Raw genomic sequence first — 15,197 nt, 5'->3', positions numbered from 1 at the left:
AGCGCCGCTCGGCGCTCCCACCCCACCGCTCACGCCGTCTGCGACGGCTCCACGATCTCGCGCAGGCGTGGGGGCATGCGCTTCTCCAGGCCGAACGGTTCCAGGTGGGCCTGGAAGACGCCGGTGAACGCCCGCTCGACGCTCGTCGTGTCCCAGGTGTCGCTCTCCAGGATCGGCTGCTTGAAGTACGGGTGGCCGACGAGGTGCAGCTGCCTGCCGTTGCAGCGGATGATCTGGCCCGTGATGCCGACCGACGAGTCGGCCAGCAGGAACATCACCAGCGGGGCGACCTTGCCCGGCAGGCGGTCGGCCGGGATGGCGCGGAGGGAGCGCTCCGACTTCCACACCATGCGCGTGTGCGCGACCGGGCAGACGGCGTTGACGCGGATGCCCTCGCCCTCCAGGTCCAGTGCCCACGAGGAGCTGAGGGAGGCGACCGCGCCCTTGGTCGCGGAATAGGTGGCGAGTTTGCGCTGGCCGAGGAACGCGCCCGACGAGATGTTCACGATCGACCCGCCGCCGCCGTGTTCGCGCATCGCGCGCATGGCCGCCATGCCCGTGTAGATGACGCCGAGCAGGTTGACCTCGACGACCTGCCTGATGGTGTCCGGGTCGTCGTCCCACGGGAGGGTCTCGTAATTCAGGCCCGCGTTGTTCACCAGGCCGTCCAGCCTGCCGAATTCGGAAACGGCGAGGCCGATTATCTTCTCGGCCTCGCTCGGGTCGGCGACGGTGTGCGTGCTGGCCACGGCCGTGCCGCCGTAGGCCCTGATGTGCGCCGCGACCTGTTCGGCCAGGTCACCGTCGTTGTCGTTGACCACCACGGACGCGCCCGCCAGCGCCGCGTGCATGGCGTAGGCCTCACCGAGGCCGCGCCCGGCACCCGTGATGACCACTGCTTTCCCGTCCAGAATCCCCATAGCGCGCCCAACTCTCGTCCCGGTTCCCCGACGAAAACCCAGCCGGGATGTTTCCCGCTTCGACCAGCGTGAGCCGGTTCCGAAGTCGCCCCGGTGTTGTTTCGACGAGAAGTCGCTGGGCTGCGCTGAATGGCCGTAGGAAGTTCGTTCGGACTAGTGAACATGACTAGTCAGTAACCGACCGTGACACCGGGTTCACCAAAAGAGAAAGCGGGCCACCCGGTGGGTGACCCGCTTTCGGTGAAGCGTCGGACTAGTCCTCCGAGAAGGTCAGGTTCTTCCCGCTGGCCGGGTCGAACAGCTGCACCTTGTCGGCGTTGAACCAGATCTCGGCCTGCTGGCCCTCCGTGGCGCCGGACGCCGCGGAGATGCGCGTGACGATCGGGACGCCCGCGCCGCCGCCGGTGCCCGCCTCGGACGTGCCGGAGTCGGCCGCCAGCTCGGCCAGCTCGGCCGACGTCGCCTGCTCGCCGGAGAGGGTGAAGTAGGCGAACTTGTCCGAGCCCATGGACTCCAGCACGTCGACGTTGCTGGTGAACGTGTGCCCGCTGCCGCGCTGGTGCTCCTCGACGAGCCGGAGGTCCTCGAAGTGCTCGGGGCGGATGCCCACGATCACCTCGCGGGGCGCGTCGGACGCCTCGGCCATCCGGCGGATCCGGTCGGTGAGCTGCACGTCGCCCAGCGGCGAGCGGAGCAGCCCGTTCTCCAACGCCGCGGGCACGAAGTTCATCGACGGCGAGCCGATGAACCCCGCCACGAACAGGTTGGCCGGGTGGTCGTACAGGTACTGCGGGGCGCCGATCTGCTGGATCGCCCCACCGCGCATGACGACCACGCGGTCGCCGAGGGTCATCGCCTCGGTCTGGTCGTGCGTCACGTAGACCATGGTCGTGCCGAGCTGCTTCTGCAGCCGCGACACCGACGTCCGCATCTGGACGCGCAGCTTGGCGTCCAGGTTGGACAGCGGCTCGTCCATGAGGAACGCCTTGGGGCTGCGGACGATCGCCCGGCCCATCGCGACGCGCTGCCGCTGCCCACCGGAGAGGTTGGACGGCTTGCGGTCGAGGTGCTGGCCGAGGTCGAGGATGTCCGCGGCGTCGTTCACCTTCTTCTCGACGGTCGCGTTGTCCACTTTGGCCAGTCGCAGCGGGAACGCCATGTTCTCCCGCACGGTCATGTGCGGGTACAGGGCGTAGGACTGGAACACCATCGCGATGTCCCGGTCCTTCGGCGCGCGCTCGTTGACGCGCTCGCCGCCGATGCGCAGCTCGCCGGTGGTGATGTCCTCCAGGCCCGCGATCATGTTGAGGGTGGTGGACTTCCCGCACCCCGACGGGCCGACGAGGATGATGAACTCGCCGTCGGCGATGTCGATGTCGCACTCCTGGACGGCCAGGGCGCCGTCCGGGTACTTCTTGGTCACCTTGTCCAGAACGATTTCGGCCATGTGCAACTCACCCCTTGACGGCGCCGGAGGTCAGCCCCGCGACGATTCGGCGCTGGAAGAACAACACGAACAGGATGATCGGGATCGTGATCACCACGGCGGCCGCCGCGATCGACCCGGTCGGGTCCTCGAACTGGGAGCTGCCCGTGAAGAACGACAGCGCGACCGGGACCGTCCTCGACTTCTCCGTCGAGGTCAGCGAGATCGCGAAGAGGAAGTCGTTCCAGCAGAAGATGAACACCAGGATGGCGGTGGTGAACACGCCGGGCGCGGCCAGCGGGGCGATGACCCTGCGGAAGGCCTGGCCGGGCGTGGCGCCGTCCATCTTGGCGGCCTTCTCCAGCTCCCACGGGATCTCCCGGAAGAACGCCGACAGCGTGTAGATCGCCAGCGGCAGCGCGAACGTGATGTACGGCAGGATCAGGCCGGGCCACGTGTCGAAGAGGCCGAGCGAGCGCTCGATCTCGAACAGCGGGGACACCAGCGACACCTGCGGGAACATCGCGATCAGCAGGGAGACGCCGACCAGGAGCGACTTGCCGGGGAAGTCGAGCCGGGCGATGGCGTACGCCGCCATCGTGCCGAACACGACGGCGACGGCGGTCGCGATCAGCGCGATGCCGATCGAGTTCGCCAGCGCCCGCACGAACTCCGTGGTCTTGAAGATCTCCGAGTAGTTGTCGAAGGTCCACTCGCGCGGGAAGAAGTTGCCGTCCGCGAGCGTGGCCTTGGACTTGAACGACAGCGACACGATCCACAGCACCGGGAACAGCGCGTAGATCACCACGACCGCGTTGAGGATGCCCCAGCGGGTCTTCTTGGCCGTCGTCTCGGCTCCACCGATGCCCGCCATCAGCGCTTCCCCCCGTCGTCGCTACCAGGGGCAGCCGTGCCGAACAGCTTGATGAAGACGAACGCGATGATCGCGACGGCGATGAAGATCAGCACCGACATCGTCGACCCGATGCCGAGGTTCAACCCCTTGATGAGGTTGTTGTACGTCAGCATCGACACCGACGACGTGCCTTGCGACCCGCCGGTGAGCACGAACAGGTTGTCGAAGATCCGGAACGCGTCGAGCGTGCGGAACAGCAGCGCGACGAGGATCGCGGGCTTCATCAGCGGCAGGATCACCTTGGTGAACCGCTGCCAGCCCGTGGCGCCGTCCAGCGCGGCGGCCTTGAGCAGGTCGTCCGGCACGAGCGCCAGGCCCGCCATCAGCAGCAGCGCCATGAACGGCGTGGTCTTCCAGACCTCGGCCAGGATGACCACGGCCAGCGCCGGGATCTTCTCCGTCAGCACGGGCTCGCCGCCCAGCAGCTCGGACAGGTAGCCGGTGCCGGGCGTCCAGGCGTAGCGCCAGGAGAACGCGGCCACGACCGTGACGATGCCGTACGGGATCAGCGTGGAGGTGCGGACGATCCCACGACCGACCAGCGTGCGGTGCATGATCAGCGCCAGCGCCATGCCCAGCACCAGTTCGATGACGACCGACACGACCGTCATGACGACCGTGACCCACACCGCGTTCCACCAGTACGGGCTGGAGAGCACGGTGACGTAGTTGTCCAGCCCGACGAACTCCTGCTTGTCGGGGAACTTCAGGTCGTAGCGCTGCAACGACAGGTAGACCGAGTAGATGATCGGCCACGCCGTCACGGCGACCATGATGATCGCGGCGGGCGCGACGAGCAGCAGGCCCAGCTTGCGCTCGGCCTTCTTGCCCTCGCTCAGCACCGCCTTCTTCTTGGGCTCGGCGGCTTTCACCGCTCCGCCCGCTCGTTCGGTGGTCGTCTGGCTCACGGCAGCACCCCCTTGGAGTCGAGCGCGTCCTGGAGTTCGGAGCGCAGGCGGTCGGCCGTGGCCTTCGGGTCGATGCTCGCGGGAGGCGAGAGGATGGTCGAGATGACCGTCGAGACGTTCTGGTAGGCCGGGGTCCGCGGGCGCACGCTCGCGGTCTTCAGCGTCTCCAGGATCGCGTCCTTCATCGGGTACGGCTTCGCCATCTCCGGGTCGTCGTACACCGACTCGATGGTCGGCGGGACGCCGTCGTTGATGGCCGCGTACTTCTGGCTTTCCGCGCTGCGCAAGCACATCACGGCGTCGAACGACTCGTCGGGATGAGTCGTGTAGTTGCTCACGGCGTAGTTGATGCCACCGACGGTGACCTTGGAGTCACCGCTGCCGACGGACGGGTACGGGGCCCACTTCAGGTTCTTGATGTAGTCCGCGTTCTTCGAGCCCGCCGCGTACACGTACGGCCAGTTGAGCATGAAGGCCGCCTTGCCCGCCTCCATCGCGAGGCGCGCGTCGTCCTCGGCCGCGTTGGAGAACGACGGGTCGACGACGTCGGACGTCGCGAACTTCTTCAACGTCTCCAACGCCTTCACGGCGCCGTCGTCGATGATCGCCTTGGTGCCGTTCTCGTCGAGGATCTTGCCGCCCGCGGAGTTGACGAGGGTGTTGTAGAGGACGACGAGGCCCTCGTACTGCTTGCCCTGTCCCTCGATCAGGCCGGGCTTGCTCTCCTTCTTGAGGGCGTCCGCCATCTGGATCATCTCGTCCCACGTCTTCGGCGGGGTCGGGACGAGGTCGCCGCGGTACCAGAGCAGCTGGACGTTCGTGTTGTCCGGGGCGCCGTACAGCTTGCCCTCGTAGCTCGCGGTGTCCAGCGGGGTCTGGAGGGTGCCTTCCTCCACCTGGGACTTCGCCGACCCGGTGAACTCCTTGATCCACCCGGCCTTCGCCAGCTCGGCCGTCCACGTCACGTCGAGCGCCAGCACGTCCATGCTGGTGTCCTCGGCGGCCAGTCGTCGCACCATCTGCTCGCGCTGGCCGTCGGCCTCGCGGGGGAGTTTCTTGTAGACGATGGTGTAGCGACCGCCCGACTTCGAGTTGCACTGGTCGACGATCTTTTGAAAACTCTCCTGCGGGTACTTGTACACGTTGATCGTGATGCCGCCATCGCTGGACCCGCATGCCACGAGCACCGGAGCCGCGACGATCGCGGCCCCCAGAGCCGCGGCGATCCGATGGCGTGGTTTTCGGCTACGACCTGACCGGTCGACGTCCCTCATCGGCCTTGCCTCCTTCCGACAAACCACGGAGGAGCCAGACGTGCTGAGTCCGGCACCCCGTCGTGCCTCACCGGCCCCGGACTGCTGACGCAGGCCGTGGACCGGTGGAAGAAACGTAGGCCTGGTGATCAGGTGCCGCAACCAGGGCAGGCAACGATTCAGTCGCGAGCAGCCGCTACCCGATCAAGACTGCCGCTAAACCCCTAATCTTTCGAGTCTTTCGGCCCTACAGGACGGAGCGCCAGCTTGGCCAGCAGGTCACGCGCCTGCTCCGCCGACCGCGGCTGGCACAGCACGTCGTACCGGCCCGCGACGAGCTGGCTCGCCGACTGGAAGTCGCGCTTGCCGCGCGCGGACGCGTACCCGACCGCGGCGAACACGAGACCGAAGACCACGCCGATCGTGAGGCCGACCAGGATCGGCCCGGCGCTCGCGCCCGCGCTGCTGTTGAACAGGCTGAGCAGGACGCCGACGAACAGGCCGAACCACGCGCCCGACGCGGCGCCCGTCCCGAGGACGCGCCCCCACGTGAGGCGACCCGTCACGCGTTCGACGAGCATCAGGTCGACGCCCACGATCGTGACGTCCTGGACGGTGAACGCGCCGTCGGCCAGGAAGTCGACCGCGCGCTGGGCCTCCTCGTAGGTGGCGTAGGACCCGATCGGCCAGCCGGTGGGCGGCGTGGGCAACCGGGGCGGAACCCCTGGTCGGTTCTGACCGGAGAACTGACTCGTCAAGGTGACCACCTCTTCGCGGTGCTGATCTACCCCATCCTGCCAACACGGGGCAAACAGTGCGAAGCGGGTTCGCCGAACTCGACGCGATCGTGACCGGTCAGCCCCTGGTGCGGTAGTCCCTCAGGAGGCCGCGACTGATGATCGTCTTCTGGATCTCGCTCGTGCCCTCGCCGATGAGGAGGAACGGGGCCTCGCGCATCAGGCGCTCGATCTCGTACTCCTTCGAGTACCCGTAGCCGCCGTGGATGCGGAACGCCTCCTGCGTGACCTCGGCGCAGTACTCCGACGCGATCAGCTTGGCCATGCCGGCCTCGACGTCGTTGCGCGCGCCGGAGTCCTTGAGTCGGGCGGCGTTGACCATCATCAGGTGCGCGGCCTCGACCTTGGTCGCCATCTCGGCGAGCTTGAAAGCGATCGCCTGGTGCTCGACGATCGGCTTGCCGAAGGTCTTGCGCTGCTGCGCGTACTCGATCGCCAGCTCGAACGCCCGGATCGCGATGCCGCACGCGCGCGCGGCCACGTTGACCCGCCCGACCTCGACGCCGTCCATCATCTGGCTGAAGCCCTGCCCGGTCTGCCCGCCGAGCACCTGCTCGGGGCTGATCCGGAAGCCGTCGAACACCATCTCCGTGGTGTCGACGCCCTTGTAGCCCATCTTGTCGATCTTGCCGGGGATCGTGAGGCCGGGCGCGACCTCGCCGAAGCCCTCCGGCTTCTCCACCAGGAACGCCGTCAGGTTCTTGTGCGGCTTGTCGGCTCCCTCGTCGGTCTTGACGAGGACGGCCGTCAGGTTCGAACTGCCGCCGTTGGTCAGCCACATCTTCTGCCCGTTGACGACGAAGTCGTCGCCGTCCTTGACGGCCTTCGTCCGAATGGCGGCCACGTCGGACCCCAGCTCCGGCTCGGACATGGAGAACGACCCGCGCACCTCGCCGGTCGCCATCCGCGGCAGGTACTTAGCCTTCTGCTCGTCGGTGCCGTGCTGCTTGAGCATGTGCGCCACGATGAAGTGCGTGTTGATCACCCCGGAGACGCTCATCCACCCGCGCGCGATCTGCTCGACCACCAGCGCGTAGGTCAGCAGCGACTCCCCGAGCCCCCCGAACTCCTCCGGGATCGTGAGCCCGAACAGCCCCATCTCCTTCATGCCCTCGACGATGTCGGCGGGGTACGTGTCCCCGTGCTCCAACGCCTGGGCGTGCGGGATGATCTCCTTGTCCACGAAGGTGCGGACCGTTGCCAGGATCTCGTCCTGGATCTCGGTGAGTCCACCGGTCTGGGCCAGCCGCGCCATCGCAGTTTCCCTTCGTCGCCTTGGGTTACCGGTGAGTATGGCCCGGTTAACGACCGTTCGCGTCCCGAAGGTGGCCCACCCCACCCCCTGAACCGATCAGGCGGCGAAGACCTCCAACTCCCCACCGCAGTGACGGCACACGTCGGCGAAGACGTGCACCTCGGCGTCGCAGCCGGGACAGGAGCGGATGCTGCGCTCCAGCAGGTCGTCCTTGCGCCTGCGGAACAGTCGGAAACCTTGCCGGGCCTCAGCGTGACGTGCTCGTGACATACCGGCAGCATGCGCAGGCGGCACCCCAAGATCGCCAATCCGCGACGGGGTTTGTGCGACACCTCACCGAATCCGGACGCAACCCGTGACGACCCCGTGCTCGCGCGTAGTGAGGGGGATGACCTGCGCCACAACGGCGAACACCCGTTCCGGACCCGGCTCGCGGGTCCGGAACGGGGAGCTCTCACGCCTCCGGCGGGCTCCACGGGGACTGGCGGGTCAGGCCCGCGGCGCGGCCCTTGGAGGAGATGACGAGGGCCATCTTGCGGCTGGCCTCGTCGATCATCTCGTCGCCGAGCATCACCGCGCCGCGGCGGCCGCCCGCCTCGGAGGTGAAGTGCTCGTAGGCGTCGAGGATGTTCTCCGCGTGCTCGTAGTCCTCCTGCAACGGGCTGTACGTCTCGTTCGCCGCGTCGATCTGGCCGGGGTGCAGGACCCACTTGCCGTCGAAGCCGAGTGCGGCCGACCGGCCGGCCACGCGCTTGAACCCGTCCACGTCGCGGATCTGGAGGTACGGGCCGTCGATGGCCTGGAGGTCGTTGGCGCGAGCGGCCATCAGGATCTGCATGAGGATGTAGTGGTACGCGTCGCCCACGTCGTAACCGGGCGGCTGCTCCCCCACCACGAGCGACTTCATGTTGATGCTCGCCATGAAGTCCGCGGGCCCGAAGATGATCGTCTCCACCCGCGGCGACGCCGTGGCGATGGCGTTGACGTTCACCAGCCCCTGGGCGTTCTCGATCTGCGCCTCGATGCCGATCTTGCCGACCTCGTACCCCATGGTCTTCTCGATCTGCGTCAGCAGCAGGTCCAGCGCGTGCACCTGTTCCGCCGTCTGCACCTTCGGCAGCATGAGGCAGTCGAGGTTCGCGCCCGCGCCCTCCACGACCTCGGTCACGTCGCGGTAGGTCCACTCGGTGGTCCAGTCGTTGACCCGCACGACGCGGGCCTTGTCGCCCCAGCCGCCCTCGTTGAGCGAGGCCACGATGGTCTTGCGGGCGTCCGGCTTGGCCAGCGGGGCGCAGGCGTCCTCCAGGTCGAGGAAGACCTGGTCCGCGGGCAGCGTGCGCGCCTTGTCGATCATCTTCTGGCTCGACCCCGGAACCGCGAGGCACGAGCGACGGGGGCGCTGCTGGTCGACCACTGGGGTACCTCCTCGTACCAGCCGGTAACAACTTGTCCGGCTCACCGTGGCACGACCGAAGTTCCGCCGCCTGTCACTGAGTCCCGATTCACAGGTCCGTGGGACGCTTGATCGGTGGAGACCGCACAGATCATGGACGCCGCGCTGCGCAAGGCCGCCGCGGTGTGGGTCGCCGTGCCGGAACGCCGGGGTCGGCTGGTGTGGTCGCTGTGGCGCGACGACTCGGTGTGGGTGGCCGTCGGCGGCGACCAGGAGGTCCCCGGACTGGCGGACGGGCTCGCCGTGACGATCACCGTGCGCTCGCCGACCACGCACTCGCACCTGCTGGAGGCCCCGGCCGTGGCCCGGCTGGTCGACCCGGACGAGGACACGATCGCCGCGTTGACGGCGGCCCGGTTGAACGGCGCGGCGGCGTGGACCGAGGTCTACCGGCTGGAACTGGCGTGATCACCGTGCCGGAGGGCTTCGGCGAGGGGCTCGGCGACGGCGCGCCGGAGTGGGTGGCGACGCTGCCGAGGCTCGCCGCGGAGTTCTGCGCGCGCTGGCGGCTCGCCCCGGACGGCGACCTGCTCAACGGGTTCGTGGCGGTCGTCCTGCCCGTGCGCCGAGCGGACGGCACGGCGGCGGCGCTCAAGCTGACCTGGCAGGACGTCGAGACCGAGCACGAGGCGCTGGCGCTGCGGGTGTGGGACGGCCGCGGGGTCGTGCGGCTGCTGGAGCACGACGGCGAGCACGGCGCGCTGCTGCTCGAACGCCTGGACCACACCCGGACGCTGGAGGACGTGCCGATCGAGGTCGCCGTGCAGGTGGCGGGCGGCCTGATCCGGGACCTGCGGCACCCGGCCCCGCCGGAGGTCGGCGCGGTGTCGTTCGGCGACCTCGCGGCCGACGCCGCCGCGTTGGGGAACCCAGTGCCGAAATCGCTGCTCGATCGGGCCGTCGGGCTGGCCCGCGACCTGACGGCCGACGCCGGGCGCACGCTCGTCAACGGCGACCTGCACTACGGCAACGTGCTCGCGGGCGACCGCGAACCGTGGCTGATGATCGACCCGAAGCCGTGGGCGGGCGACCCGGAGTTCTGCCTGCTGCCGTTGCTGTGGAACAGGTTCGGCGAGATGGACGGTCGGCGCGGCACGTGGGACCGGGCTCGGGCCGTGGCCGAGATCGGCGGGCTGGACCTGGAACGGGCGTGCGCGTGGGCGGTCGTCCGGGCCGTCGAGGGCGAGCTGTGGGCTCTCAAAGCGGGCGTGGACCGGTTCGGCGGGATCGCTAGGGAAGTGGCGGAACGGCTCAGCGCTGGGGCACCCGGATAGTCCCGGTCGCCACCGGGACCACCTGCCCGCCGACGCCGACCTCCTGCGCCCGGCCGTCGACCGCCGTGACGACGCAGACCAAAGTGGACGGTCGACCGACCTCCGCGCCCTGGTGCACGTCGTAGTCCCCGCCCTCGGGCAGGAAACCGCGGTCCACCAGCCACGAGCCCAGGGCCAGCGCCGCCGCGCCCGTGGCGGCGTCCTCGTACCCGTTGGCGCGGAACATCCGCACGTGCGCGACCCGGCCGTCGAACGACACCGGCACCAGGCCGCGGCCGATGGCGTGGGCGGCGATCCACGCCGGGTCCGGGGTCGCGCGGGCCACGGCGTCGGGGTGGACGGGCAGGAACGTGTAGTCCGCGCCCGCCCCGGCCACGCCCGCGGCGACCGAGGTGTCCACATCGGACTCCTCCAGGCCCAGGGCGGTGGCCAGCGGACCGGGGTCGAGGCGCGCGCCGACCGTGGGGCGGTCGCCCGCGAGGACGACCACGTCCGCGCCGATCACGACACCGTGCAGGCCCGCGGCGGTCTCCTGGACGACCGGACCCAGGGGCAGCAGACCGGCTTCGCCCAGGACCCAGGCCGCGCCGATGCTGGGCTGACCGGCGAACGGCAGTTCGGCCGCGGGCGTGAAGATCCGCAGGCGGTAGTCGGCCTCGGTCGACGGCAGGGGGAACGCCGTCTCGGACAGGGCGAACTCGGCCGCGACGGCCTGGAGTTGCCAGTCGTCCAGGTCGTCGGCACCGTGGACCACGGCCAGGGGGTTGCCCGAGAAGGCGCGGTTCGTGAACACGTCCACGACGTCGTAGCGCAGGGTGGCTCCGGGTAGCAGCACACCGACCACGGTAGACCTCCCGCCGCCGGCACAGCGTCCACACCGACCGCCGGTTAACCTGGCCACGTGGTCGCCGTGAACAGGGTTTTCGCCGCTCAGCTCGCCGGTCTCCCGGTCTTCGGACCGGACGGCGAGTCCATCGGCAAAGCACGTGACATCGTCATCGGACTCCGCATCGACCGGCAGCCCCCTCGGGTGCTCGGCATGGTGCTGGAACTGGCGACCCGTCGGCGCATCTTCGTGCCGATGCTGCGGGTCAACGCGATCGAGCCGAACGCCGTGACGCTCGCCACGGGGTCGGTGAACCTGCGCCAGTTCCACCAGCGCACCAACGAGGTCCTCGTCGTCGGGCAGCTCCTCGACGCGCGGGTCCGGCTCGACAACGGCAGTCCGGCGGTGCTGGTGGACGCCGCGATGGAACCGACGCGCACCAAGGACTGGCGGGTGATCAAGGTCGCCGTGCGCGAGCGCACCGGGCGGCTGTCGCGGCGCGGACCGGTGCAGGTGCTGCGGTGGGAGGAGATCAGCGGCGTCAGCGTCTCCGAGCTGACCGGGCAGCCGCAGGGCGCGCAGGAGCTGCTGACGGTGTTCGAGACCATGCGCGCGGTGGACGTGGCGACGACGTTGCACGACCTGCCCGCCAAGCGCCGCTACGAGGTCGCGGACGCGATGGACGACGAGCGGCTCGCGGACATCATCGAGGAACTGCCCGAAGAGGACCAGAAGGACCTCCTGGCGTACCTGGACGACGAGCGCGCGGCGGACATCCTGGAGGCGATGGACCCCGACGACGCGGCGGACCTGCTGGCCGAGCTGTCCGAGGTGGACAAGGACCGGCTGCTCGGGCTGATGGAGCCGGAGGAGTCCGCGCCGGTGAAACGGCTGCTGGAGTACAACTTCGACACCGCGGGCGGTCTGATGACGCCGGAACCGGTGGTGCTGTCGCCGGACGCGACGGTCGCCGAGGCGCTGGCCCGCGTCCGCAACCCGGACCTCACGCCCGCGTTGGCGAGCATGGTGTTCGTGTGCCGCGCGCCGTCCGCGACGCCGACCGGCCGCTACCTCGGCTGCGTCCACATCCAACGGCTGCTGCGCGAACCGCCGTTCGACCTCGTGGCGGGGGTGCTCGACACCGACCTGGCCCGGCTGTCGCCGACCGCGTCGCTGGCCGAGGTGACGCGCTACTTCGCCGCCTACAACCTGGTCTGCGCGCCGGTCGTGGACGACACCGACCACCTGCTTGGCGCGGTGACCGTCGACGACGTGCTGGACCACCTGCTGCCCGACAACTGGCGCGAAACGGGGCTCTCCCATGCCTGAACTGCCACCCGGTCGTCGACTCGACCAGCCCAAGCGCACCGGCAGGTTCCGCCTCGCCATCGACCCCGAGGCGTTCGGCCGCGTCTCCGAGCGGCTCGCCCGGTTCCTCGGCACCGGCAAGTTCCTGTTCTGGCAGTCGGTGCTGGTGATCGCGTGGATCGCGCTGAACCTGTTCGCGGTGTCGCTGCGCTGGGACCCGTACCCGTTCATCCTGCTGAACCTGGCGTTCTCCACGCAGGCCGCCTACGCCGCGCCGCTGATCCTGTTGGCGCAGAACCGCCAGGACGACCGGGACCGCGTGTCGCTGGAGGAAGACCGGGCCCGGTCCGCGCAGACCAAGGCGGACACCGAGTTCCTCGCGCGGGAGCTGGCCGCCGTCCGGCTGGCGCTGGGCGAGGTCGCCACCCGCGACTTCCTGCGCGGCGAGCTGGAGCGGCTGTTCAAGGAGAACACCAAGAAGCGCCACAAGAACCCGACGCCGGAACTGATCAGGGACGACCCGCGGTGGGACGACGTCCCGTCATGACACCAGGTCGTCGGCGACGAGGTCGGCGAGCAGCCGGGTGATCGCGGGCGCGGTCTCGGGGTGGGCCGCGTACTCGGCGGACGTCACGAACCGCACCTCCGCGATCTCCCCGCTCGGCACCGGCGGGCCGTCCAGCCCGCCGGTGAAGCACTCCATGTCCACCAGCGCGTCCGGGCCCTCGCCGTACGCGGGCTCCAGGTACCGCCGGTGCCCGGCCACGTCGAGCGCCCGGACCCCGAGTTCCTCCAGCACTTCCCGGTGCAGCGCCTGCACGGGCGTCTCCCCCGGTTCGAGCTTCCCGCCGGGCAGGTAGAACGCGCCCTTCGTCCGCGACCGCACCACGAGCAGCCGCCCGTCGCGCACGTGCACCAGGCCCACCACCGAGATCACCGGCGCGGTCACGCGTTCTCCTCCGCGAGCCGACGGCACGTCACGCCGAACGCGTCCAGCTCGTCGGCGTCGAACCCCTCCGCGAAGTGCCGCGCCACCCCGGTCAGGTGCGTCCCGGCGGCCACCCGCAACCGCTCCACCCCGGCCGGTGTCAGCACGGCCACGATCCCCCGCCCGTCCCCGTCGGCGCGCTCGCGCCCCACCAGACCAGCCCGTTCCAACCGGTCGACGAGCCGCGTCACGCCGGACCGCGACAGCAGCACGGCGTCGGCCAGCTCGGTCATGCGCAGGCGGTGGTGCGGCGCTTCGGCCAATTGGACGAGCACGTCGTAGGCGGCGAGCGAAAGGCGCTGCTCAGCGATCAGTTCGGCCTCGAGAGTCCGAGTGATGCGGGCGTGAGCGCGGAGGAACGATTGCCACACCACGAGCTCATCGCGGTTGGGCAACCGGGAACTACCCGATTCCGGCACGGAGCCGGATGTTACGGAAAGCACTGGACCACCTCACCGCTGCCCCCGCGCTGCGAGGTGACCGGCCGGTAGCTTGGAGGTGTCGGCGGACGCCTAGCATGGCTGTCCAGACGCACGCGTTTCCCGCGACACCATTTCCCAGTCCACGAAGGTCGGTGCTCGATCCCGTGACCACCACGCACTCCGTTCCGTCGGTCGACGAAGTCCAGCAGGCGCTGGCCGGCGTCCAAGACCCGGAGATCAGGCGCCCCATCACCGAACTCGGGATGGTCAAGGACGTCGCCGTCGCGGCGGACGGTTCCGTGGCCGTCGCGATCTACCTGACCGTCGCGGGCTGCCCCATGCGCGACAAGATCACCAAGGACGTCACCGCGGCCGTCACCGCGCTGCCCGGCGTGACGACCGTGAAGGTCGAGCTGGACGTGATGAGCGACCAGCAGCGCACCGACCTGCGCAAGAACCTGCGCGGCGGCACCGAGGAACCGGTCATCCCCTTCGCCCAGCCCGGCTCGCTGACGCGGGTCTACTGCGTGGCGTCGGGCAAGGGCGGCGTCGGCAAGTCCAGCGTCACGGTCAACCTCGCCGTGGCCATGGCCGCCCGCGGCCTCTCGGTCGGCGTGGTCGACGCCGACATCTACGGCCACTCGATCCCCCGCATGCTGGGCACCGACGCCAGGCCCACGCAGGTGGAAAAGATGATCATGCCGCCCCAGTCCCACGGCGTGAAGCTCATCTCCATCGGCATGTTCACCCCCGGCAACGCCCCGGTCGTCTGGCGCGGCCCGATGCTCCACCGCGCGTTGCAGCAGTTCCTCGCGGACGTCTTCTGGGGCGACCTGGACGTCCTCCTCCTCGACCTCCCACCGGGCACCGGCGACGTGGCCATCTCCGTGGCCCAGCTGGTCCCGAACGGCGAAATCCTCGTCGTCACCACCCCCCAGCAAGCAGCGGCGGAGGTAGCGGAACGCGCGGGCTCGATCGCCCTGCAAACCCGCCAACGCATCGCGGGCGTCGTCGAGAACATGTCCTGGCTGGAAATGCCGGACGGCACGAGGATGGACGTCTTCGGCTCAGGCGGCGGCCAAGCAGTAGCCGACTCACTCACGAAGGCAATCGGCTCCGAGGTACCACTACTCGGCCAGGTCCCCCTGGACCCCCGCCTCCGCGAACAGGGCGACGAAGGCACCCCCATCGTCCTGGCCCACCCGGAATCAGCAGCAGCACAGGTACTGACCGACGTGGCGAAGAAACTCTCAGTCCGCTCCCGAGGCCTCGCAGGCAGGCTCCTCAACGTCACACCCGCAGGCCGCTAGCCCATCACCTTCCGGCTGCCACCTGGCGACCACGCTGGAACCGGCAGACGCAGGCCACGGAACGTGGCCGATTTGACATGGGGATTTCGGCCTTAAAATTGTGGTCGGGCGGGACTCTCTTTGGACCTGTCTCTTATACAC

At 69.3% G+C, this 15,197-nt stretch carries 17 protein-coding genes; 5 read left to right on the top strand and 12 right to left on the bottom strand.

The window, feature by feature from the left end:
• Positions 1 to 29: 29 nt before the first annotated feature.
• The 9 genes from ACFWW9_RS11525 to ACFWW9_RS11485 form a co-directional block, all read right to left on the bottom strand.
• On the bottom strand, positions 30 to 920 hold the full coding sequence (locus tag ACFWW9_RS11525) for an SDR family NAD(P)-dependent oxidoreductase (RefSeq protein WP_390374726.1): 891 nt from the start codon (positions 918 to 920) through the stop codon (positions 30 to 32).
• 253 nt (positions 921 to 1,173) lie between these two features.
• On the bottom strand, positions 1,174 to 2,367 hold the full coding sequence (locus tag ACFWW9_RS11520; RefSeq protein WP_390374724.1) for an ABC transporter ATP-binding protein: 1,194 nt from the start codon (positions 2,365 to 2,367) through the stop codon (positions 1,174 to 1,176).
• A 7-nt stretch (positions 2,368 to 2,374) separates the two neighbouring features.
• Complete coding sequence (locus ACFWW9_RS11515) at positions 2,375 to 3,220, bottom strand: carbohydrate ABC transporter permease (protein WP_390374722.1); 846 nt, start codon at positions 3,218 to 3,220, stop codon at positions 2,375 to 2,377.
• Complete coding sequence (locus ACFWW9_RS11510) at positions 3,220 to 4,170, bottom strand: carbohydrate ABC transporter permease (protein ID WP_390374720.1); 951 nt, start codon at positions 4,168 to 4,170, stop codon at positions 3,220 to 3,222. Before ACFWW9_RS11510 ends, ACFWW9_RS11515 begins: the two co-directional genes overlap by 1 nt.
• Positions 4,167 to 5,444 carry an ABC transporter substrate-binding protein gene (locus ACFWW9_RS11505; protein WP_390374718.1) on the bottom strand — a complete coding sequence of 426 codons (1,278 nt, stop codon included), beginning with the start codon at positions 5,442 to 5,444 and terminating at the stop codon, positions 4,167 to 4,169. The genes ACFWW9_RS11510 and ACFWW9_RS11505 overlap by 4 nt, the downstream gene beginning before the upstream one ends.
• A gap of 203 nt (positions 5,445 to 5,647) precedes the next feature.
• On the bottom strand, positions 5,648 to 6,190 hold the full coding sequence (locus ACFWW9_RS11500) for a general stress protein (protein ID WP_390374716.1): 543 nt from the start codon (positions 6,188 to 6,190) through the stop codon (positions 5,648 to 5,650).
• 88 nt (positions 6,191 to 6,278) lie between these two features.
• The gene (locus tag ACFWW9_RS11495) at positions 6,279 to 7,475 is read right to left on the bottom strand and encodes an acyl-CoA dehydrogenase family protein (RefSeq protein ID WP_390374714.1); all 1,197 of its coding nucleotides are present in this window, start codon (positions 7,473 to 7,475) and stop codon (positions 6,279 to 6,281) included.
• Positions 7,476 to 7,571: 96 nt separating this feature from the next.
• Positions 7,572 to 7,745, bottom strand: a complete 174-nt coding sequence (locus ACFWW9_RS11490; protein WP_390374712.1) for a hypothetical protein — start codon at positions 7,743 to 7,745, stop codon at positions 7,572 to 7,574.
• Between the two features lie 184 nt (positions 7,746 to 7,929).
• Positions 7,930 to 8,889, bottom strand: a complete 960-nt coding sequence (locus ACFWW9_RS11485; protein WP_390374711.1) for an HpcH/HpaI aldolase/citrate lyase family protein — start codon at positions 8,887 to 8,889, stop codon at positions 7,930 to 7,932.
• A gap of 114 nt (positions 8,890 to 9,003) precedes the next feature.
• Between ACFWW9_RS11485 and ACFWW9_RS11480 the strand changes: the two genes are divergently transcribed.
• Both ACFWW9_RS11480 and ACFWW9_RS11475 read left to right on the top strand, forming a co-directional pair.
• Positions 9,004 to 9,336 (top strand): hypothetical protein, encoded by a 333-nt coding sequence (locus ACFWW9_RS11480; RefSeq protein WP_390374709.1) that lies wholly within the window; start codon positions 9,004 to 9,006, stop codon positions 9,334 to 9,336.
• Positions 9,333 to 10,202 (top strand): aminoglycoside phosphotransferase family protein, encoded by an 870-nt coding sequence (locus tag ACFWW9_RS11475; protein ID WP_390374707.1) that lies wholly within the window; start codon positions 9,333 to 9,335, stop codon positions 10,200 to 10,202. Before ACFWW9_RS11480 ends, ACFWW9_RS11475 begins: the two co-directional genes overlap by 4 nt.
• Here ACFWW9_RS11475 and ACFWW9_RS11470 read toward each other — a convergent pair.
• A complete protein-coding gene (locus ACFWW9_RS11470) occupies positions 10,180 to 11,037 on the bottom strand; it encodes a PhzF family phenazine biosynthesis protein (RefSeq protein WP_390374705.1) in 858 nt (285 codons plus the stop codon). The genes ACFWW9_RS11475 and ACFWW9_RS11470 overlap by 23 nt on opposite strands.
• 66 nt (positions 11,038 to 11,103) lie before the next feature.
• Between ACFWW9_RS11470 and ACFWW9_RS11465 the strand changes: the two genes are divergently transcribed.
• Both ACFWW9_RS11465 and ACFWW9_RS11460 read left to right on the top strand, forming a co-directional pair.
• Positions 11,104 to 12,357, top strand: a complete 1,254-nt coding sequence (locus ACFWW9_RS11465) for a magnesium transporter MgtE N-terminal domain-containing protein (protein ID WP_390374703.1) — start codon at positions 11,104 to 11,106, stop codon at positions 12,355 to 12,357.
• Positions 12,350 to 12,883: a DUF1003 domain-containing protein gene (locus ACFWW9_RS11460; protein ID WP_390374701.1), complete on the top strand. Its 534-nt coding sequence runs from the start codon at positions 12,350 to 12,352 to the stop codon at positions 12,881 to 12,883. The genes ACFWW9_RS11465 and ACFWW9_RS11460 overlap by 8 nt, the downstream gene beginning before the upstream one ends.
• On the opposite strand, the gene ACFWW9_RS11455 is transcribed toward ACFWW9_RS11460, so the two are convergent.
• Complete coding sequence (locus ACFWW9_RS11455) at positions 12,878 to 13,285, bottom strand: NUDIX domain-containing protein (RefSeq protein WP_390374699.1); 408 nt, start codon at positions 13,283 to 13,285, stop codon at positions 12,878 to 12,880. The two genes, ACFWW9_RS11460 and ACFWW9_RS11455, sit on opposite strands and share 6 nt — an antisense overlap.
• Positions 13,282 to 13,743, bottom strand: coding sequence for a MarR family winged helix-turn-helix transcriptional regulator (locus ACFWW9_RS11450; RefSeq protein ID WP_390374697.1), 462 nt, complete (start codon positions 13,741 to 13,743; stop codon positions 13,282 to 13,284). The genes ACFWW9_RS11455 and ACFWW9_RS11450 overlap by 4 nt, the downstream gene beginning before the upstream one ends.
• A 167-nt stretch (positions 13,744 to 13,910) precedes the next feature.
• Here ACFWW9_RS11450 and ACFWW9_RS11445 point away from each other — a divergent pair, with 167 nt between their 5' ends.
• Positions 13,911 to 15,056, top strand: a complete 1,146-nt coding sequence (locus ACFWW9_RS11445; RefSeq protein ID WP_390374695.1) for an Mrp/NBP35 family ATP-binding protein — start codon at positions 13,911 to 13,913, stop codon at positions 15,054 to 15,056.
• Positions 15,057 to 15,197 lie beyond the last annotated feature (141 nt).

Source organism: Umezawaea sp. NPDC059074 (genome assembly GCF_042738955.1).
Lineage (GTDB): Bacteria > Actinomycetota > Actinomycetes > Mycobacteriales > Pseudonocardiaceae > Umezawaea.
Note: the sequence above shows the minus strand (reverse complement) of the source record. Positions and strands in the feature narration are given on the sequence as shown.